17 protein-coding genes, 1 pseudogene and 1 other annotated feature are annotated in these 19,596 nt (G+C 42.9%); of the genes and pseudogenes, 13 read left to right on the top strand and 5 right to left on the bottom strand.

The features are described 5' to 3' along the window. Positions 1-3 precede the first annotated feature (3 nt). Together B3M90_RS06640 and B3M90_RS06635 are read left to right on the top strand one after the other, a co-directional pair. Positions 4-1,431 (top strand): peptide ABC transporter substrate-binding protein, encoded by a 1,428-nt coding sequence (locus B3M90_RS06640; protein WP_214853130.1) that lies wholly within the window; start codon positions 4-6, stop codon positions 1,429-1,431. 206 nt (positions 1,432-1,637) lie between these two features. After that, positions 1,638-3,281, top strand: coding sequence for a peptide ABC transporter substrate-binding protein (locus B3M90_RS06635; RefSeq protein ID WP_290783099.1), 1,644 nt, complete (start codon positions 1,638-1,640; stop codon positions 3,279-3,281). Positions 3,282-3,378: 97 nt separating this feature from the next. On the opposite strand, the gene trpS is transcribed toward B3M90_RS06635, so the two are convergent. Next, positions 3,379-4,380 (bottom strand): tryptophan--tRNA ligase, encoded by a 1,002-nt coding sequence (trpS, locus tag B3M90_RS06630; RefSeq protein WP_214746458.1) that lies wholly within the window; start codon positions 4,378-4,380, stop codon positions 3,379-3,381. 51 nt (positions 4,381-4,431) lie between these two features. After that, positions 4,432-4,637 (bottom strand) — a binding site (T-box leader). A 56-nt stretch (positions 4,638-4,693) separates the two neighbouring features. Then, positions 4,694-5,074, bottom strand: a complete 381-nt coding sequence (locus B3M90_RS06625) for a DUF3899 domain-containing protein (protein WP_214853136.1) — start codon at positions 5,072-5,074, stop codon at positions 4,694-4,696. Between the two features lie 272 nt (positions 5,075-5,346). On the opposite strand from B3M90_RS06625, the gene B3M90_RS06620 reads away from it, so the two are divergent. The 5 genes from B3M90_RS06620 to B3M90_RS06600 all read left to right on the top strand — a co-directional run bounded on the left by B3M90_RS06620 (position 5,347) and on the right by B3M90_RS06600 (position 11,308). After that, complete coding sequence (locus B3M90_RS06620) at positions 5,347-6,960, top strand: peptide ABC transporter substrate-binding protein (protein WP_214853139.1); 1,614 nt, start codon at positions 5,347-5,349, stop codon at positions 6,958-6,960. Between the two features lie 331 nt (positions 6,961-7,291). Continuing rightward, on the top strand, positions 7,292-8,218 hold the full coding sequence (gene opp3b, locus B3M90_RS06615) for an oligopeptide ABC transporter permease (protein ID WP_035406592.1): 927 nt from the start codon (positions 7,292-7,294) through the stop codon (positions 8,216-8,218). Continuing rightward, positions 8,218-9,249, top strand: a complete 1,032-nt coding sequence (gene opp3C / locus B3M90_RS06610; protein WP_214853140.1) for an oligopeptide ABC transporter permease — start codon at positions 8,218-8,220, stop codon at positions 9,247-9,249. The genes opp3b and opp3C overlap by 1 nt, the downstream gene beginning before the upstream one ends. A gap of 32 nt (positions 9,250-9,281) precedes the next feature. Further along, positions 9,282-10,355 carry an ABC transporter ATP-binding protein gene (locus B3M90_RS06605; RefSeq protein ID WP_035406599.1) on the top strand — a complete coding sequence of 358 codons (1,074 nt, stop codon included), beginning with the start codon at positions 9,282-9,284 and terminating at the stop codon, positions 10,353-10,355. Next, the gene (locus tag B3M90_RS06600; RefSeq protein ID WP_035406602.1) at positions 10,355-11,308 is read left to right on the top strand and encodes an ABC transporter ATP-binding protein; all 954 of its coding nucleotides are present in this window, start codon (positions 10,355-10,357) and stop codon (positions 11,306-11,308) included. Before B3M90_RS06605 ends, B3M90_RS06600 begins: the two co-directional genes overlap by 1 nt. A gap of 46 nt (positions 11,309-11,354) precedes the next feature. Here the strand turns inward: B3M90_RS06600 and B3M90_RS06595 are convergent, their stop codons facing one another. Next, entirely contained in the window at positions 11,355-11,888 is a 534-nt protein-coding gene (locus B3M90_RS06595; protein ID WP_290783096.1) for an HD domain-containing protein, read from the bottom strand. 223 nt (positions 11,889-12,111) lie between these two features. Between B3M90_RS06595 and B3M90_RS06590 the strand changes: the two genes are divergently transcribed. The 3 genes from B3M90_RS06590 (at position 12,112) to mecA (ending at position 13,618) form a co-directional block, all read left to right on the top strand. After that, positions 12,112-12,249 carry a hypothetical protein gene (locus B3M90_RS06590; protein ID WP_023468890.1) on the top strand — a complete coding sequence of 46 codons (138 nt, stop codon included), beginning with the start codon at positions 12,112-12,114 and terminating at the stop codon, positions 12,247-12,249. Positions 12,250-12,421: 172 nt separating this feature from the next. Further along, complete coding sequence (gene spxA / locus B3M90_RS06585) at positions 12,422-12,820, top strand: transcriptional regulator SpxA (protein ID WP_012370920.1); 399 nt, start codon at positions 12,422-12,424, stop codon at positions 12,818-12,820. A gap of 171 nt (positions 12,821-12,991) precedes the next feature. Beyond that, a complete protein-coding gene (mecA, locus tag B3M90_RS06580) occupies positions 12,992-13,618 on the top strand; it encodes an adaptor protein MecA (protein WP_035406608.1) in 627 nt (208 codons plus the stop codon). Positions 13,619-13,680: 62 nt separating this feature from the next. Here the strand turns inward: mecA and B3M90_RS06575 are convergent, their stop codons facing one another. Then, positions 13,681-14,403, bottom strand: coding sequence for an SDR family NAD(P)-dependent oxidoreductase (locus tag B3M90_RS06575; RefSeq protein WP_290751705.1), 723 nt, complete (start codon positions 14,401-14,403; stop codon positions 13,681-13,683). A 70-nt stretch (positions 14,404-14,473) separates the two neighbouring features. Between B3M90_RS06575 and cls the strand changes: the two genes are divergently transcribed. The 3 genes from cls to pepF all read left to right on the top strand — a co-directional run bounded on the left by cls (position 14,474) and on the right by pepF (position 18,821). Beyond that, positions 14,474-15,985: a cardiolipin synthase gene (cls, locus tag B3M90_RS06570; RefSeq protein WP_214853158.1), complete on the top strand. Its 1,512-nt coding sequence runs from the start codon at positions 14,474-14,476 to the stop codon at positions 15,983-15,985. Between the two features lie 18 nt (positions 15,986-16,003). Next, entirely contained in the window at positions 16,004-16,954 is a 951-nt protein-coding gene (locus B3M90_RS06565; protein WP_290754914.1) for a competence protein CoiA family protein, read from the top strand. 64 nt (positions 16,955-17,018) lie between these two features. Next, positions 17,019-18,821: an oligoendopeptidase F gene (gene pepF / locus B3M90_RS06560; protein ID WP_035406619.1), complete on the top strand. Its 1,803-nt coding sequence runs from the start codon at positions 17,019-17,021 to the stop codon at positions 18,819-18,821. Positions 18,822-19,051: 230 nt separating this feature from the next. Here pepF and B3M90_RS06555 read toward each other — a convergent pair. After that, positions 19,052-19,596, bottom strand: a pseudogene (locus B3M90_RS06555) (IS3 family transposase); the annotation flags it as partial.

Raw genomic sequence — 19,596 nt, 5'->3', positions numbered from 1 at the left:
GCAGTGAAGGTTGAATTAATTGAATCATCACTCCCGAAGACATCCGATATTGCGTTAGCGACAGATAGTCGTTCTCAGACACTGTTAGCACAACTGTATGAAGGATTATATGTCTTTACTTCTGGGACATCCGTCCGTCGAGGATTAGCACAGGATATGTCAGTCTCAAAGGATCGTCTGACGTATACGATTCAACTCAAACAAACGAAAAATGCGCAGGGTCAGCCGATCACGGCACAAGACTTTGTCGATAGTTTCCGACGTGTCGCAGCTAATAAAACGAATTCTCCTTATGGTTTTTTATTTGAAGTGTTTGAAAATGGACGTGCCGTCAATGACGGAAAAATGAAGCCAGAGCGTTTAGGTGTAAAGGCGAAAGGACGCAATCAACTTATCATCACGTTGAATCAGCCGGTTTCGAATCTAAAGGAATTACTTGCGATGTCCGTCTTCTATCCACAACCGGAATCAAAGAAGTGGGAAGAACTTGTTGGAAATGGTGCATTTACACTAGAAAAAATGTCGAAAAGCGGATATACGCTTAAGAAAAATGATCAGTATCATCAGCAAAACGTTGTTACAGTAGCGAAAATAGAAAGCCGTATCATTCCCGATCATCAGACGCAATGGAGTTCGTATGAGAAAAGCAAGGCGGCTATCCTTCCATTACAAGAAAGTGTCGAAACACAAGGTGATCAGGTTTCACGACCGACCTATCAAAAAAAGCGGAGTGGTGTCTTTTATATCGCCTTTAATCAAAAAAATGACACGTTCCGCGATACGACACTCAGAAAGCGGATTGCTCACGCCTTGATGGAAAAAGAATCGGTTCAACTTCCTTTAGGGTATGCAGGTATTCCGACGAATCGATTCGTCGTCACTGATACGAACGTATTGATGTCAGAATCCGTTCAAGAGAAACCTGAAAAATCACAAGAACACAGTAAACAACAAATTGAGATGCTTAATTTTGATGATCCACAAGCAAAACGGATTGGGGAACAACTCGAAACCTATCTTGAGAAACAAATACCTGAGATTGATATCATTCTTAAGCCAGTCGCGATTGAAGAGAAAATCGACAAAGAACAATCATCACGATATGCGATGACTTTGACTGGATGGATGCCAGATTATCCAGGACCGCTAGCCTATTTAAATCAATTCGTCTCAGACAATCCTTTAAATTCGGTGAATTATCAATCCAAGGTATACGACCAGACAGTTGAAAAAGCACGAAAAGAAAAAGAGATAAAACGAAAACAAGCACTCTATCATCAAGCCGAAAAACGGTTAATCCATCAGGATGCTGTCGTCGTTCCTTTGTATCAGACGACTGAGAAATTATATGTTTCTGATACGATTCAAGGAATTGAAGTACCGATTTATGGACCGGAATACCTACTCCGCTCGATGAAAATTTTAAAATAATCACTTAACTGGGACCATTATTTCTTAAGGTCCCAGTCTTTTTTTGAAAAAATATTTAGAAAAATCGGATAAAAGGTTTGCAAAATTATCAGAACATTGTAAACTATTTGTAACGAAGGGTTTGATTCGAATATAGTAATTCTTTTTTTTTCGGTCAAAAACCTGACAGTATCATTTTTTTAGAAACCTAGGGGGGTCATCGTAACATGAAGAAGAAAAGCTTTGCTTTAGCTACATCGGTAGCACTCGTATCAAGTGCGTTCCTCGCAGCTTGTTCGACAACGGATTCAGGCGACAAATCGGGCGACACAGGTTCAAGCAAAAAATCCAATGATCAAACACTTAATTTGATCGAAGGTTCGGATATTCCGACACTCAACCCGACGACTTCAACAGACTCAGTTTCATTTAACGTATTGAACAACACGATGGAGGGTCTTTACCGTCTTGATGACAAGCAGCAGCCGACTCCAGGTATCGCTGAGAGTCATACAGTCTCAGATGACAAATTAACATACACGTTCAAATTACGTGATGCAAAATGGTCTGATGGTACACCACTTACGGCAAAAGATTTCGAATATGCATGGAAAGAAGTTCTAAATCCTGAAAACGCTTCACAGTATGCATACGTCTTCTACAATATCGAAGGTGCAGAAGAGTACAATACGAAAAAAGGCGATCGTGATGCTGTCGGTGTTAAAGCAGTCGATGACAAAACGCTCGAAGTTAAGTTAAAAGCACCTGCAGATTACTTCCTCGGACTCACTGGATTCGGACCATTCATGCCGAAATCAGAAGAACTCTCGAAGAAAATCGGGAAAGACTTCGGTTCGACTGCAGACAAGGCGCTCTACAACGGACCATTCAAGTTAACAGAATGGACACGTGAACAAGGCTGGAAAATGGTTAAAAACGATAACTACTGGGATAAAGATGCCGTCAAACTTAAAACGATCAACGTTAAGGTCGTTAAAGAGACAGCGACAGGTGTTAACCTTTACGAAAAAGGTGACATCGACCGTACAGGTCTAACTTCTGAGTTCGTTGCTCAGTACAAAGACAATAAAGAATTTAAAACAAAAGGTGAATCAACGATCTTCTACCTTAACCTCAACACAAAGGTAAAAGCGCTTGATAATGAAAAAATCCGTCGCGCCATCGATATAGGTTACAACAAAAAAGGAATCACGGATGTCATCCTTGCAAACGGATCACTTCCAGCAAACTACCTCGTACCAAAAGATTTCGCAAAAGATGCTGACGGAAAAGATTTCCGCGACAAGTATCCGGCATTCAACGAATACAATGCCGATGAAGCGAAAAAACTCTGGGAAGAGGGTCTCAAAGAAATCGGTCAAAAATCGGTTGATCTTGAGCTCTTGAACTACGATAGCGACGATGCTAAGAAAATCGGTGAGTTCTTGAAAGGGGAACTTGAGAAAAACCTTCCAGGTATGAAGGTTACGATCAAACAACAACCATTCAAAAACAAACTTGATCTTGAAAACAAAGGTGATTTCGAGTTCTCATTCGCTGGCTGGGGTCCTGACTACCAAGATCCAATGACGTTCCTCGATCTCTTCGTCACGGGCGGACCATACAACCGTGGTAAATGGTCGGACAAAGAGTACGATAAACTCATCAAAGATGCACAAACTCAAACAGATGCAACAAAACGTTGGTCTGAACTACAAGAAGCTGAGAAAATCCTTCTTGATTCAGCAGCAATCTCACCTGTTTATCAGCGTGGACGTGCATTCCTCGTTAAACCATACGTCAAAGGAGTCGTCGAGCATAACTTCGGCGCAGACTTCTCTTACAAATGGGCTTCAATCGAAGGAAAATAAGCAAAATAAAAACTACTTCCGATTTGATTCGGAAGTAGTTTTTTGTTTGGAAATATCAAAAAAGACCGGAGCATTCCGATCTCTTTTGGAGAAAATCTTATTTTTTTACTTTGGCACGCTTCCGCTGTAAGCCCATTGCCTTTTCGATTTTCGCGAGTTTTTTGGCAGCGACTGCTTCTGCGCGATCACGTCCAGCGTCAAGAATTTGATCGAGTTCTTCAGAATCAATCAATTCATAATAGCGCTGTTGAATCGGTTCGAGTTCCGCAATGATCGCTTCTGCGACATCTGTTTTGAATGTTCCATAATTCGAGCCCTCGTATTTTGCTTCAAGAGCTGGAATCGAGATACCAGCGAGTAGGGAATAGATCTCAAGTAAATTCGACACACCTGGTTTGTTTTCACGATCGAATTTGACGATGCCTTCTGAGTCCGTGACAGCTGATTTCACTTTTTTACGAATGACATCTGGTGCGTCAAGCATCGAGATGAAGCCTTTCGGATTTTGATCAGATTTTGACATCTTTTTATCTGGCGTCGTCAAACTCATGATTCGGGCACCTGATTCAGCAATGATCGGTTCTGGTAATGTGAACGTCTCATAATAGCGGCTATTAAATCGTTGGGCTAAATCGCGCGTTAACTCAATGTGTTGTTTTTGATCGTCACCGACCGGAACGAGTTCCGCGTCGTAGAGAAGGATATCAGCTGCCATGAGCGTCGGGTAGACGAACAACCCTGCACCAATCCGCTCTTTTCCTTGTGATTTATCTTTATATTGCGTCATACGTTCTAGTTCACCCATACCGGAAAGACATGTCAACATCCAGCCGAGTTGCGCGTGCGCTTTGACTTCTGATTGAACGAAAATCGTTGATTTTTCTGGGTTCAGACCACTTGCGATATAAAGAGCAGCAAGGGCGCGTGTATTGTTCATCAGTTCGACACGATCGATATCGACCGTGATGGAGTGCAGATCGACGACGCAGTAATATGCATCATGACCGTCCTGTAAGTTCACGAAGTGTTTCATGGCACCTAAGTAATTTCCGAGTGTCACTGTTCCTGTTGGTTTGATACCTGAGAAAATCGTTTTCATAATGAAATCCCTCCAAATAATAAAATCAAAATAAAAAACGCCCCTTGAAAATCAAGGGACGAGTCATCGCGTTGCCACCCAAGTTGCTATTTACATAGCCGCTCAATTTGCTGTAATGGGCAAACCCATCTGACTCTACTTGATTCGAATCAGCCACTCGAAAGTCCATTCACTTAGGCATCACCTGTCCATTTTCAGCACCATGGACTCTCTGAGAGGAATGGATCTAAGTTACTACTCTTTGTCGTCGTGTTTTCTTGTTTGATTAGTTTGAGTTTACCATACCTGAGATAGAGCGTCACGTTGATTTCGTTTAAAAATAGGAGATGATCAGCGAGACGACGATGAAGATGACACCGCTTGAGACGTAGGGTTTCGTCCGTGCTGAAGCACGGCGTTGCTTTTTGCGAAGCACTTCTTCCTCCTCGTCTTCATCTTCGTAATAATCGCCATCAATCTCTCGCAACTTTGCTTCCCGCTGCTTTTTGAATCCAGCTGTCATGCCGCGGAAGAAGCCGTTAGCAGACATATTCGAGAAGAATCCTACTGCAACTAACAAGAATCCTGCTATGAATAAACCACCAGACAGATGATACAAGATGCTGTGAGTCGAATCCGTCATAGTTGCCCAAATCGTGTAAAGCAGAACAAGAATGACCGCAACGATGACCGGTCGGAAATACGTCGATCGCATGAAAATCCCCCTTTACGTACATAGATATTCTTAGTATACGAAACTTTTAACGCTGTTACGAATCGGTAACAAATGAATGATGCAAAATAGCAAATAGTGTGACTATTCACTTGACGTTAATGCTATTCTCACATAAAATCAATTTATCACTTCGTTTAAGTTTTTGAAACTAGGTCAATGCATTTTGGGGAATACATTGCAGTTTCGACGGGACGTTATTGATGTCATAGGCATTATGGCAACTTGGAAATTGAAAAGGAGATGACTTACCGATGAAGAAAAAAACAGTCGGTCTCGCTTTATCAGTCATGCTTGCAGGAAGCGCTGTGCTTGCTGGATGTTCGACAGGTGGCGGAGACAAAGATTCAGGTTCGACAGACGGCAAGAAAAATCTACGTTTAACGGACACTTCGGATATTACGACAGTGGACCCAGCGAAAGCTACGGATTCCGTCGCTTTCAACATGATCGGAAACACGATGGAAGGTCTTTATCGTTTAGACAAGGACGGAAAAGCGATTCCAGCACTTGCAGAAAAAACGGATATCTCAAGCGACAATTTGACGTATACGTTCACGCTTCGTGATTCGAAATGGTCAGACGGTTCACCCGTCAAAGCACAAGATTTTGAATTCGCGTGGAAACGTGCTGCTGATCCAAAAACAGGTTCTAGTTACTCATACATCTTTGACACGTTAAAAAACGGCGCTGATGTTACACAAGGTAAAAAGCCTGTTGATGAACTCGGTGTTAAAGCAATCGATGATAAAACGTTAGAAGTAAAACTCGAGCGTCCAGCTCCGTATTTCCTCTCACTGACATCGTTCGGTACGTATACACCGATCAGTGAAGACTTCTACAAGAAAAACGAAAAAGACTTCTCGCTCAAACCAGATAAATTGCTTTATAACGGGCCTTTCGTTTGGGAATCTTGGAAAACGGATTCAAAACGTGTCCTGAAGAAAAACGACAACTACTGGGATAAAGATGCTGTCAAACTCGACGAAGTCACGATCAGTGTCGTTAAAGATACGTCAACAGTCGCAAACTTGTATGATTCAAATGAAATTGATTACGCAGGTCTGACTTCAGAGCAAGTTGAAGCTTACAAATCGAAGCCTGAATTCAAGACAGCGCTTCGTTCTTCAATCGCTTATCTGAAGTTCAATAACGAAGATGCAACGATGAAAGATGTCAATGCACGTAAAGCAATCGCTCGTGCGATCGATCCAAAAGGTATCACGGATACGCTTCTTGCGAATGGTTCAATTCCAACAACAAGCTTCATTCCAAAAGACTTTGTCAAGGATGCATCAGGTAAAGACTACACGAGCGACATCAACTGGTTCGATCGTGACGCGAAAGAAGCAGCAGATCTTTGGAAAAAAGCAAATGGCGATAAGAAAACGACGATTGAATTGCTTTCGTTCGATAGTGAAGATGCGAAGAAAATCGGTGAGTACATGAAAGGTCAAATCGAGAAGAATCTTCCGAACGTCACTGTCTCAATTAAGCAACAGCCGTTCAAGAACAAACTCGATCTTGAAGCAAAAGGAGATTACCAAATCTCTTACTCACTTTGGGGTCCGGATTACCAAGATCCAATGTCTAACCTGTCCATCTTCGAATCAACGAACAGTCAAAATGACGTGAAGTACAAATCAGCTGCGTATGATAAATTATTAAACGCGGCAAACGACGAGTCAGATTTGACGAAGCGTTTAGATTTGTTCAAACAAGCTGAGGCACAATTGATTGAAAAAGATCAAGCCATCGCACCAATCTATCAAGCTGGTTCTGCATACTTGAGCCGTCCATCGGTTAAAGATTTTAACCGTCAATTGTTCGGAGCAGATTTCCAATACAAATATGTTGATGTGAAGTAATCGAGAACGGGAGCGTCCCTAAGTCAGTTCGGGTGCGCTCCTGTTTTATACTACTTTGAATGAACGGAAACTCATTTTTAGCGGAAATGTGAAATTTTCGTAAAAAAGTGGTTCTAATTACTTTGTTAGCAAAGTATAATGGAACCAAACGAAAAATTCTGACTATTGGACGACATTAAAAAAGCGTCTGATCGAACATCGAATCAAAGCACAATTAAAAAGAATTTTAAATTTTTATAACAAAATTCTTGAATGTTCCGACAATTGTGGGTCATACTGATTTTATTGATGTTTCGAAAAAACAGAAAATCTTTATAGGGGGTGCCATCTTATGGGCCGTTATTTAGCTCAACGCCTGGTTTACGGCGTATTGACGTTTTTACTCATCGCTTCGTTCACTTTCTTCCTGATGGATCTGCTACCAGGTTCACCATTCCAGAACCAGGAGAAACTTTCTCCTGAACAGTTGAATATCCTTCGGGATAAGTACAATTTGAATGATCCACTACCACAACGCTATGCAGCGTACATGGTTAACTTATTCCAAGGAGACCTTGGTGTATCGTTCAAATATGACAGCCGTCCAGTTACGGATTTAATTTCTGAACGAATTGGACCATCGGCTCAACTTGGAGTTCAAGCACTCGTACTTGGTGTACTCTTAGGTCTCGTACTTGGTGTAGTTGCTGCACTTCGTCACAACACAGTTGTCGACTACGGAGCAATGTTCATCTCGGTTCTCGGGATTTCAGTACCATCTTTCGTATTTGCCTCACTCCTTCAGTATTATGTCGGCGTGAAATGGGGCGCTTTGCCAGTAGCGTTCTGGGAAAGTCCGGCGCATACGATTCTACCAACGATTTCGTTGTCTCTTGGGGTCACCGCCTCGATTGCCCGATTCGTAAGGACGGAAATGCTTGAGGTTACAGGTCAGGATTACGTCACGTTAGCTAAAGCAAAAGGCCTAGATGGTCAATCAATCACTTGGAAACACATGGTTCGGAATGCATTGATTCCTGCTATTACGATTCTTGGACCTATGACTGCTGCATTGATCACAGGTACATTTGTCATCGAAAAAATCTTTGCTGTACCTGGACTTGGTGAGTTGTTCGTATCGTCAATCACACAAAATGACTATACAGTTATCATGGGTACGACGCTGTTCTTCTCGGCAATCTTCATTCTCATGATTTTAATCGTCGACTTGCTATACGGTGTCGTTGATCCACGGATTCGTTTGGGGGGTAGTAAATAATGGCTGAACAAAATTCAAATGCAAAAGCGGAACAGTTCGATTCATCGTTATTTCAACAAGTCGAGTTCAATGAACAAGCCGGTGAACGAATTGCCGGTAAAAGCTTAAACTTTTGGCAGGATGCTTGGATGCGCTTGCGTAAAAACAAAGCAGCGATCATTTCTCTTGTCTTGATCATCGTGATTGCCATCATGTCATTAGCGGGTCCTGCAATCTCTGGTAAAGATGCTTATACCCAAACAATCACTCAAGCTAAACTTCCACCTAAAGTAACAGGATTAGAGTGGGCTGGCTTTGATGGTATGGCAACACTTGGTGAGACACCAATCGATTTTTATAAACAAAAACAAGTAAAAGAAAATTATTGGTTTGGTACGGACCACCTTGGTCGTGATCTTTGGTCACGTGTCTGGGAAGGGACGAAAATTTCACTCTTCATCGGTTTGATGGCAGCGCTCATTGACGTTCTCGTCGGTGTCACATACGGTGGTATTTCAGCTTATTACGGCGGTCGTGTCGATAATATCATGCAACGGATCGCGGAAATCCTGACAGGGATACCGAACTTAATCTTGATCATCCTCTTCATCTTGATTCTTGAACCAGGAATCACGACGATCATCCTCGCGATGACGATTACTGGTTGGATCGGGATGAGTCGACTCGTTCGTGGTCAGATCCTGAAACTAAAGAACCAAGAATTCGTTCTCGCAGCACGTACACTTGGTGCTTCTAGCGCACGTTTAGTCTTCAAGCATTTGATTCCAAATACCTTGGGTACAATCATCATCTCGCTCATGTTCACGATTCCTGGGGCAATCTTCTTCGAAGCTTTCCTAAGCTTCATCGGTCTTGGGCTTGCACCACCGCAACCGTCGCTTGGTACACTGATCAATGAAGGGTACAAAGAACTTAAGACGTTTCCTTTCTTGCTCGTCGTTCCATCGACAGTGCTCGTACTCCTCATGATCAGCTTCAACATGTTGGCAGATGGATTACGTGATGCGTTCGATCCACGTCTACGTCGCTAACAAATATTAGATTAGAGAGGAGCTCATCCAAAATGGAAACAATCTTGTCAGTCCGCGACCTGAACGTCGCTTTCCATACGTACGCCGGGACGGTACAAGCCGTCCGCGGAGTATCGTTCGATTTAAAAAAAGGTGAAACACTCGCAATCGTTGGTGAGTCCGGTTCTGGTAAATCGGTTACTTCAAAAGCCATCATGCGTCTGATTCCAAATCCGCCAGGTGAAATCACAAAAGGTGAGATCTTATTCGAAGGTCGCGATTTGGTTAAGCTTTCTGATAAAGAAATGCAAAAAGTACGCGGTCGTGATATCGCAATGATCTTCCAAGATCCAATGACATCACTTAATCCGACAATGACGATCTACAAACAGATTGCCGAAGGTTTAAAACGTCACCAAGGATTGACAGGTGATGCTGCTAAAAAACGTACGCTTGAATTACTGACGCTTGTAGGGATTCCAAACCCAGAAGCACGTCTGAAACAATATCCACACCAATTGTCTGGTGGGATGCGTCAACGGATCGTCATCGCAATCGCACTTGCTTGTAATCCGAAAGTCTTGATTGCCGATGAGCCGACGACAGCACTCGATGTTACGATTCAAGCGCAAATCCTTGAGTTATTGAAAGACATTCAACAAAAAACGGGTACAGCGATCATCTTCATCACGCACGATTTAGGCGTCGTAGCGAACATGGCCGATCGTGTAGCGGTCATGTATGCAGGTAAATTAATTGAGAAGGGTACAGTCGATGAGATTTTCTACGAGCCACGTCATCCATATACTTGGGGACTCCTTGGTTCAATGCCACGTCCATCGGATGACCGTTCACAAGATTTACCGGCGATTCCAGGAACACCACCTAACTTACTTCATCCACCAGTCGGTGACGCGTTTGCACCACGAAATAAATATGCAATGAAGATTGATTTTGAAAAAGAACCTCCTTTCTTCAAAATTACAGATACTCACGAAGCGGCGACATGGTTGCTCCACCCACAAGCACCGTATGTTGAGCCACCACTTGCAATTCGGGATCTGGCGTTGAAATACCGCCCAGATAGCGTATTCGCGAAATCGCTTCTGAAAGGCGGTCTGAAATAATGGAAAACCGTAATAAATTACTTGAAGTAAAAAACTTGAAGCAACACTTCAACATTGGACGCGGACGTGTCGTTAAAGCGGTTGATGGTTTATCATTCGATATCTATGAAGGCGAAGTACTTGGTCTTGTAGGTGAATCGGGTTGTGGTAAATCAACGACTGGTCGCTCAATCATCGGATTGTATGAGGCGACAGACGGCGAAGTCATGTTCAAAGGTGAAAACGTTCATGGTAAAAAGTCGCGTAAAGATAAATTGAAGTTCAACCGTGCTATGCAAATGATTTTCCAAGACCCTTATGCGTCACTTAACCCACGGATGACAGTCGGTGATATCATCGCTGAGGGAATTGATATTCATGGTCTAGCAAAGTCGAAAGACGAGCGGAATAACCGTGTGTACGATTTACTCGAAACAGTTGGTTTGACGAAAGAACATGCGAGCCGTTACCCACACGAGTTCTCGGGTGGTCAGCGTCAACGGATTGGAATCGCGCGTGCGCTTGCTGTAGAACCGGACTTCATCATCGCGGATGAGCCAATCTCGGCACTTGACGTATCGATTCAAGCGCAGGTCGTCAACTTGATGAAAAAACTGCAACGTGACCGTAGTTTGACTTACTTGTTCATCGCCCACGACTTATCGATGGTAAAATATATCTCGGATCGTATCGGTGTTATGTACCAAGGTCACCTCGTTGAACTATGTAGTGCGGATCGCTTATATGAGAATCCGGTCCATGCTTATACGAAATCGCTCTTGTCTGCGATTCCTCTTCCGGATCCAGAGCACGAGCGTACGCGTAAGCGGATCGTTTATGATCGTCCGACGAGTGGACCTGTTGGTAAATCAGATGAAGATTCAAGCATTCCACCACTTCGTGAAATCGAACCAGGTCATTTTGTTTCGATGACGGATGCAGAACTGGAAGCATATCAAGCGCAACTCGTATAATTGTTTAAAACAAAAGGCATTTCCACGTTGATCGTGGAAACGCCTTTTAATTTTCTGATGCAATTCGTGGAAGATGCGCGAAGCGATGAACGACAGAATCAATCGCAACAAGACGGCGCATGGCTTCATCAAAATCGATTTTTTCATAGTGATGTAGTCCGCCTGGTTGTTCTTCTAGCGTATCCGCATCGTGCACAAGTTGTTGAAGTGGTGTCCGATTGATTGCACCAGGTGGAAGATACGAATCCGTATGCAAGAGAACGGCAAGTGCGATTTCTTTGGCACGAGCTGGTTCTTCACCAAGGCGAATCAAAAGTTTATGGGCGCGTTCAGCCCCTTTAATGGCATGAATATCATTTTGACGATAGAGATCATAGTTCCAAGTGCCATCGGTATACCATTCGTAATGCCCGATGTCATGGAGGAGTGCAGCTTTCGTAGCTGTATCCGCATCTAAACCTCGCTTCGTAGCGAGCGTCAGTGCGCGTTCAGCTACTGAAATCGCATGATTCAAGCCAGAACGGGATAAATATTTTTGAGCGATCGGATGATCGAGAATAGTGACGAGTGTTAATGACATGAATGAAAAACTCCTTCCTGAGCGTTGATATTTCTATACACTCTACAGAAAATTGAAAGAAATTGCAACTATTTTTCATTACTTAATCGACAATCTCACATATTTAATTGCTTAAAGTAGGAATAGATTTTTGATATACGTGGTATAATTACTAATGTAGAAGATGATTATTTTGCTTTCGTAGGTTGTTAGTTCTGTTTCGGACCGATTGGGGTGTCGGAATATGAAAGAACGTGACAAAAAGAAAAAGCTGAAGAAGCGCCTTTTGCGGGATATTTTAGAGAAAAAACTAAAAGAAATGAAACTTCCTAAAGCAAAAGAGACGATTTCTCAGCCATTTGATCACACGCCAGCTTGTTAAAGCCACGTGGTGGCTTTAACAAGCTTTTTTACGAAAAGTTCTTTCATCTTTATAAAAAAGCTAGGTTTTCTGCTTTATTAGATGTAAACTGTCAAGTAATAGAACCATCATCGATATCTATGTGTTCACTTAGGTGTTAAATGATGTTAAATCAGGGGGAGGATGTTTTTCAATGGTAACACTCTATACTTCACCAAGTTGTACTTCTTGTCGGAAAGCACGCGCGTGGCTTGAAGAACATGAAATCCCGTTCGTAGAACGTAATATTTTTTCAGAACCATTATCGCTCGATGAAATCAAACAGATTCTTCGAATGACGGAAGATGGAACGGACGAGATTATCTCAACGCGTTCAAAAGTCTTCTCGAAACTCGATGTTTCCGTTGAAAACTTATCGTTGCAGCACCTATACGATTTAATTCAAGAATATCCTGGATTATTGCGTCGTCCGATTTTGATTGACGAAAAACGTCTTCAAGTAGGATATAACGAGGATGAAATCCGTCGATTCTTACCACGCAAGGTGCGTACATTCCAACTTTTGGAAGCACAGCGTCTTGTAAACGAGTAATTTTAAAAAGCACGCTGCTTCGTGAGCAGTGTGCTTTTTGTTACCGATAAAAAAGGTTAAAATAAAGATAACAAAGGAATAGAAATATATCCTTCGGATTCGAAAGTATGAATCCAAGTCATGTCCTCGTTCGTATTCTAGATAAGGAACGAGAAGAAAGGAGTGGACAGATTGAAAATCGAACGCGTCAATGACAATACGGTCAAGTTCTTCATCACTTATACTGACATCGAACGCCGTGGTTTTGCCCGAGATGAGATTTGGTATAATCGGGAACGGGGAGAACAGTTATTCTGGCAGATGATGGACGAAGCGAATGAAAAAGAGTCCATCTCCTTCGAAGGTCCACTATGGATACAAGTGCAAGCTTTTGAAAAAGGTCTTGAAGTCACTGTAACGATTGCAAAAAATGCAGTCGATGGTGAGCAAGTCGATGAAGACGAACTCGATTCACTTTTACGATCAGCGATGTCTGAGACAGAAGATAAAGATACAGAATTAAGCCAGGATGTCTTATTTGAAACGCATGATTTCGAGCATATCATTGCGCTTAGTCAATATGCGAATGCTCCTGTCTTCGCAGAACTTGAAACAGCGCTTTACCAAAAGGATGGACTCTATCTACTACATGTTCATTTCGAAGATGATGTGAATGTAGAAGCACAAGAAAATGTCATGAGTTTAATTGCCGAATATCTTCATTTCAGCGAACAAACGATTCATCCTGTCGCTGAATATGGAAAACAAATCATTGCTTCAGACGTCTTTGCCTTTATTCGGAAATACTTTCCGAATTAAAGGAACTAAAAGTGCGAGTAAAAGGAGGATCACGAATCGTGATACCTCCTTTTATTCTGACATTAAGTGAGGGTATAACCACCGTCTACGATAAGGGCTTGCCCATTGATGTAACTCGCTTTATTCGAGAGTAAGAAACAAACGACTTCTGCGATTTCAGAAGGTTGTGCAGGTTCGCCACGAAGATGATGCTTCATCGCAAGATCAAACTTATCTTTCCCGCCATATAATGCGTGGCTCAATGATGTGTCGACCGGTCCCGGACAAATGGCATTAAAACGATACTTGCCATGGAAGCGGGCAGCGTATGTCTTTGTCAGTGTCAATAAAGCGCTCTTAGACGATGCATAGGGTAAGAGCATGGCGGGAAACTTGACGTGACCGACGATCGCGCTATTATTGACGATAGAGGCACCTTTTGAGAAACGTTTCGTCGCGAGCTGGATGATTCGTTCAGGGGCATGATAATTCACTTGGAACACTTCTTTTTGTTGATCGGAGATTCTCTCGGGTGCGACGGGTTTTCCAAATGTCCCTGCATTATTAAAAATCCCGTCGATTTCTGGAAAATCTTCGAGTGTTTCTTCAAAGAACCTGTCGATGGCAGAGGAATCAGTCAAGTCGACAGGGAAGAAATATAAACGTCCTTCTCCGCTAGATTCAAGAGAAGCTCCTTTGTCTTGATTACGACCAATGGCAAGAACGGTATGACCTTCTCGAATCAGTTGGAGGGCAGTTGCTTCTCCGATTCCACTTGTTGCACCAGTAATGATATACGTACCCATTTAAACGCTTCCTTTCTGTCATGAGTTCTTAACTACAATTTTTACAACATACATAAAAGGAGGGGGATTCATGCTACGACGTGTACAACTTCTCATGACCCTCATCTTGACCATCGGTTTAATCGCCTTTTTATCCTACTATTGGAGCGTCTATATGGTAGGCTGGCTGTCCATCGTCATCATTTTGGTCGTCATGAGCGTGTTCATCATCATTTTGCTTGAAAATCGTAACCCAGAACGCACACTCGTCTGGGCACTTGTCATGATGGCACTACCTGTTGTCGGCGTGTTTGTTTATTTTACGTTTGGTCAGAACTACCGCCGGAAACGAATGTTTCGATTGAAAGCAATGCTTGATGAAGAGTCTTATATTAAATACCGTACCCAGTTTAAAACAGCAGTACACCAATCAGTATTCCAAGAAGGACATTATGGAAAAGTTGTCACACTTATCGATTCGATCAGTCGACTTCCGATTTCGTATAATACACATACAAGAATTTTGACGAATGGTCAGGAGAAATTTCCGATTCTTTTAGAAGAAATTCGTCAAGCACAACATCATATCCATTTGGAGTACTATATCGTACGGGATGACGAGCTCGCATTGCAGTTACAGGAAGTATTGATTGAAAAGGCACAACAAGGAATTGAAGTCCGTTTTCTTTATGATGCCGTCGGGTGTTTTTCGACAGATAAGCATTATTTCAAGAAGATGCAGGAGGCAGGTGTTGAAGTTCGGGCATTCTTCCCTGTCGTATTACCGTTCATTTCGAGTAAGTCCAACTACCGAAATCATCGGAAGATCGTTGTCATTGATGGAACAGTTGCTTTTACGGGTGGAATTAACGTTGGGGACGAGTATATCGGTCGCGATCAGCATTTTGGATTTTGGCGTGATACGCATCTTCTTGTACGCGGAGAAGCTGTTTCTGAACTTCAATTAATTTTTCTCCAAGACTGGTACTATATGACGGGGGAACGCCTGTTTACACCGTTTTATATGGAACCACTGGAATATGTCGATGAAGCAACGGGAGGCGTTCAAATCATTGCCAGTGGACCTGATGAGCCACATGAGGCAATGAAGTCACTTTACTTCGGACTCATCACAGAAGCGCGTGAATCTGTTTACATTGCATCTCCATATTTAATACCAGATGAAGATTTGATGACAGCACTAAAGACAGCCGCTATGTCTGGAATTGATGTTCGTATTCTTCTGCCAAGCTTTCCGGATCATAAAATCGTATTTTATGCGAGTCGCTCTTACTTTGATGATTTACTCCAGGCTGGTGTGAAAATCTATGAGTATAACAAAGGATTCATGCATTCGAAAGTCATCGTCGTGGATGACGCCATCGCAACGATTGGAACAGCAAATATGGATTTACGGAGTTTTCATTTGAATTTCGAGGTAAACGCTTTTTTATACGGAACAAATTCGGTTCATCAATTAACACGTGATTTTTATGAGGATTTTAGCCAGTCTACACAAGTTGATGCTGATTTGTTTCATCGTCGTCCATTACGCCGCCGTTTAGTTGAATCAATTTCACGCTTATTCTCACCGCTACTCTAGCAAAAGGGGACGATGCTGATGTTTGAAGCTATTGATGGGTCAGGTAAACGCATTCTGATTCATAGGTTTTCTGTCCATGAATTAAAAGCGATGTCCTTACGTTGTCCGTATTGTCTGAAGCCATTGCGCGTCAGGCAGGGACGACGACCACATTTTGCACATATCTCAGCATGTTCAGGAGAAAGTAGCTTACATGTATCTTGGAAACGACGAATTGCAGATTCGTTGAGGAATGCAGGCGTTCGCGTCGAGACCGAATGGACGATTGGACAGCGACGCTTCGACCTGTGGATTCCGGAAAAAGAGATTGGGATTGAAATTCAGCGTTCTCCGATGTCGGCAGATGAATGGATTAGACGAGCAAGACTTGATGCGAAACAAGGACAAACGGTTCGTTGGATTGGGTTTCATCCGTCACATGGTGTCACATTTCGTTTACAAGGATGGATGCGTCAAGCCTTCTTAGAAAATGAGTATTTGGACTTGATCGTTGACAATCAAATCCGACGGTTTCGACATCCGGTTCCTTTTGCGAAACATTATGTCTATTGTACCGTTCAATCCCTTTCATTATCCGACTTCCTTTCGACGGAACTTCCGTCATTTCCTCGGAAATTTTCAATGGCTCGATGGCAAGGAATCGTCTTGCGCTATCGACAGCGTCCTTTTTATCCTTCGTTACCTCCACGAATGCTTAAACTTCCATTATATGAGGCAGGCTTTCATCTTCTGAATCTGCCATCATCGGTCTTTCTTCCGATCGGTCACTTATTATCGTATCCCGTTCATCCTTTTGAGTTTCAAATGGCAGTCTTTTTGCGGTTAAAAGGGGTTTATTCCTCTACTGCTTTAGAACAAGCCGTCTTTCATTTACTTCATCGATTGGATATCCCGTTTGAACGACCGATGATCGATTTACTTATCACGGAATGGTTAGAGCGGATCGAGGAGGCGAATCGGCTGTTTTAGCAGGAGCACTTCGATTGTTTGTCGAAAAGAAAACAGGTATAACTGAATTAAAGGAGTGAGGGAAATGGCAGAAGTATTAACACGTCAAGATGTTGACGTTTCAGAAACTTGGAATCTAGAATCGATTTATGCATCAAACGAAGCGTGGGAAGAAGAATTTGAATCGGTAAAAGCGATGCTTCCATTACTCGTCGAGTATAAGGGTCGTCTTGGACAGAGTGCGGATACACTCTATGAAGGGTTACAGTTACGAGACGAAGTCTCAAGACGTCTTTATAAGCTCTATACATACGCGCACATGCGTTACGACGAAAATACAGCGGATAGTTTCTATCAAGCTATGAACGACCGTGCTCGGACGCTTGCGTCACAAATTGGAGCCACACTTGCTTTCATGACACCAGAACTGTTAGCTGTACCTGAAACAACAATAGAAGCATATCTAAATGAAAATGCAGACCTTGCGATGTACCGTCATGCATTTGATGAGTTGAACCAAGAACGCGAGCATGTGTTGACGGAAGCGGAAGAAGCGATTCTTGCGAAGGCGGGAGAAGTTCTCGGTCAATCCGGTACGACATTCGGTATGCTGAATAATGCAGATTTGACATTCCCAAAAATCAAGGGAGAAGACGGGGAAGAGACAGAATTGACACATGGTCGTTTCATCACATTCCTTGAATCATCTGATCGTTCTGTTCGGGAAGCCGCATTTAAAGCGATGTACGGAACGTATGCGAAATACACGAATACACTCGCTTCAACTCTTGCTGGGTCAGTTAAGAAAGACAACTTCTATGCAGATGTTCGGAAGTTTCCTTCTGCACGCGCGGCAGCCTTACATGGTAATGCAATCCCTGAATCCGTTTATGATGGGTTGGTTGAAGCGGTGCATGAGCACTTACCATTGCTTCATCGCTATGTTGCCTTACGTAAACGGGTCCTCGGTCTTGATGAGTTACACATGTACGATATGTATACCCCCCTCGTTTCTGAGGTCGAGATGAAGGTATCTTATGAAGAAGCGAAACAATTGATGGTCGAAGGGCTCGCGCCGCTTGGAGCAGAATATAAACATATTCTCGAAGAAGGGTTGTCTGAGCGCTGGGTTGATGTCCGGGAAACACGTGGTAAACGGAGTGGGGCATACTCTTCTGGTGCTTACGATACACAACCATTCATTTTGATGAACTGGCAAGATAACATCAATAATCTCTTTACGCTCGCACATGAATTCGGACATTCGGTTCATAGCTACTACACGCGGAAATCTCAACCATATCCATATGGCGATTATTCGATCTTCGTCGCAGAAGTCGCTTCAACAACGAATGAAGCGCTATTGAATGATTATCTATTGAAAAAAGTGACGGATCGTAAAGAAAAACTCTATCTGTTGAACAATCAACTTGAAACATTCCGTGGAACATTGTTCCGACAAACGATGTTCGCTGAGTTTGAACATGCAATTCATGATGCGGCGCGTCTTGGACAATCGTTGACACCAGAATTCTTGACGTCAACGTATTATGCCTTGAATCAAAAATACTTCGGAGAAGAGATTGTATTAGATGAAGAGATTGGTTTGGAGTGGGCTCGGATTCCACACTTCTATTACAATTACTATGTCTATCAGTATGCAACAGGCATTTCGGCGGCGGCTGCCTTGACGGATCAGATCCTAGAAGAAGGACAACCGGCTGTAGAACGTTACATCAATAATTTCTTAAAAGCGGGATCAAGCGATTATCCAATCGAAGTACTAAAAGCTGCTGGTGTTGATATGACAACAAAAGCACCAGTTGAAGCCGCACTTCGTCAATTTGAACGTGTCTTAGATGAATTCGAAGCGTTATTAGCAGAGTGACATCTTTGTGACAAAATGAACAAAGTGTGGAAAAGAAAAAAGACTCACGGTATACTTATATTGTGAAGAGGGTCACATTCCCCAGTCGATTCTCTTTTTCCCCCATCCAATGGTCAAAAGAAGAAGTCCTTCTCGTCATGAAGGACTTCTTCTTTTTCTATGAGTGAACACCAAAAAAAGGACAGTGAAGCTCTGAACTGAACCAAAAAAGTTAGACAATAAATAATTTGTCAGGCGACCTTGAGGACCTGAGTCCGGTATTCCACCGGGCTCAGGTTTTTTTAGTCGTCTCTTGATACGACGATGGTTATAGTACTCGATGTAACGCTCAAGCTCATATTTGAAGTGATCCATGTCATCAAACTCCTTGAGATACAGGAGCTCTGACTTGAGCACGGCGAAGAAGCTTTCGATGGCTGCGTTGTCGAGACAGTTGCCCTTACGGGACATGCTTTGCGTGATGCCATGTTCGTGGAGCGTACCAGTGAACGCTCGATACTGATAATGCCACCCCTGATCGGAATGAAGGATTGGGCGCGCCTCTCCGTCGAGCTTCGCGATTGCCTGGTCCAACATTTCGCCAACGAATCGGTATGTAGGGCGGTCCGATAGGGTATAGGCAATGATTTCACGGTTTCCCAAGTCCATCATCGGCGAGAGGTAGAGCTTCTCCCCGAATAGGTGAAATTCAGTGACGTCAGTCACCCATTTCTAGTTCAGACCGGTTGCCTTGAAGTCACGTTGGAGAAGATTCGGTGCGACTTCTCCGACCCGT

Source organism: Exiguobacterium sp. UBA6309 (assembly GCF_002439205.1).
In the GTDB taxonomy this organism is placed as follows: Bacteria; Bacillota; Bacilli; order Exiguobacteriales; family Exiguobacteriaceae; genus Exiguobacterium_A.
Note: the sequence above shows the minus strand (reverse complement) of the source record. Positions and strands in the feature narration are given on the sequence as shown.

Bases quoted from the DNA above. Each gene is read 5' to 3' on its own strand.
- B3M90_RS06635 (WP_290783099.1), top strand. From the start codon at position 1,638: ATGAAGAAGAAAAGCTTTGCTTTAGCTACATCGGTAGCACTCGTATCA.
- trpS (WP_214746458.1), bottom strand. From the start codon at position 4,380: ATGAAAACGATTTTCTCAGGTATCAAACCAACAGGAACAGTGACACTC.
- B3M90_RS06625 (WP_214853136.1), bottom strand. From the start codon at position 5,074: ATGCGATCGACGTATTTCCGACCGGTCATCGTTGCGGTCATTCTTGTT.
- B3M90_RS06620 (WP_214853139.1), top strand. From the start codon at position 5,347: ATGAAGAAAAAAACAGTCGGTCTCGCTTTATCAGTCATGCTTGCAGGA.
- opp3b (WP_035406592.1), top strand. From the start codon at position 7,292: ATGGGCCGTTATTTAGCTCAACGCCTGGTTTACGGCGTATTGACGTTT.
- opp3C (WP_214853140.1), top strand. From the start codon at position 8,218: ATGGCTGAACAAAATTCAAATGCAAAAGCGGAACAGTTCGATTCATCG.
- B3M90_RS06605 (WP_035406599.1), top strand. From the start codon at position 9,282: ATGGAAACAATCTTGTCAGTCCGCGACCTGAACGTCGCTTTCCATACG.
- B3M90_RS06600 (WP_035406602.1), top strand. From the start codon at position 10,355: ATGGAAAACCGTAATAAATTACTTGAAGTAAAAAACTTGAAGCAACAC.
- B3M90_RS06595 (WP_290783096.1), bottom strand. From the start codon at position 11,888: ATGTCATTAACACTCGTCACTATTCTCGATCATCCGATCGCTCAAAAA.
- B3M90_RS06590 (WP_023468890.1), top strand. From the start codon at position 12,112: ATGAAAGAACGTGACAAAAAGAAAAAGCTGAAGAAGCGCCTTTTGCGG.
- spxA (WP_012370920.1), top strand. From the start codon at position 12,422: ATGGTAACACTCTATACTTCACCAAGTTGTACTTCTTGTCGGAAAGCA.
- B3M90_RS06575 (WP_290751705.1), bottom strand. From the start codon at position 14,403: ATGGGTACGTATATCATTACTGGTGCAACAAGTGGAATCGGAGAAGCA.
- cls (WP_214853158.1), top strand. From the start codon at position 14,474: ATGCTACGACGTGTACAACTTCTCATGACCCTCATCTTGACCATCGGT.
- B3M90_RS06565 (WP_290754914.1), top strand. From the start codon at position 16,004: ATGTTTGAAGCTATTGATGGGTCAGGTAAACGCATTCTGATTCATAGG.
- pepF (WP_035406619.1), top strand. From the start codon at position 17,019: ATGGCAGAAGTATTAACACGTCAAGATGTTGACGTTTCAGAAACTTGG.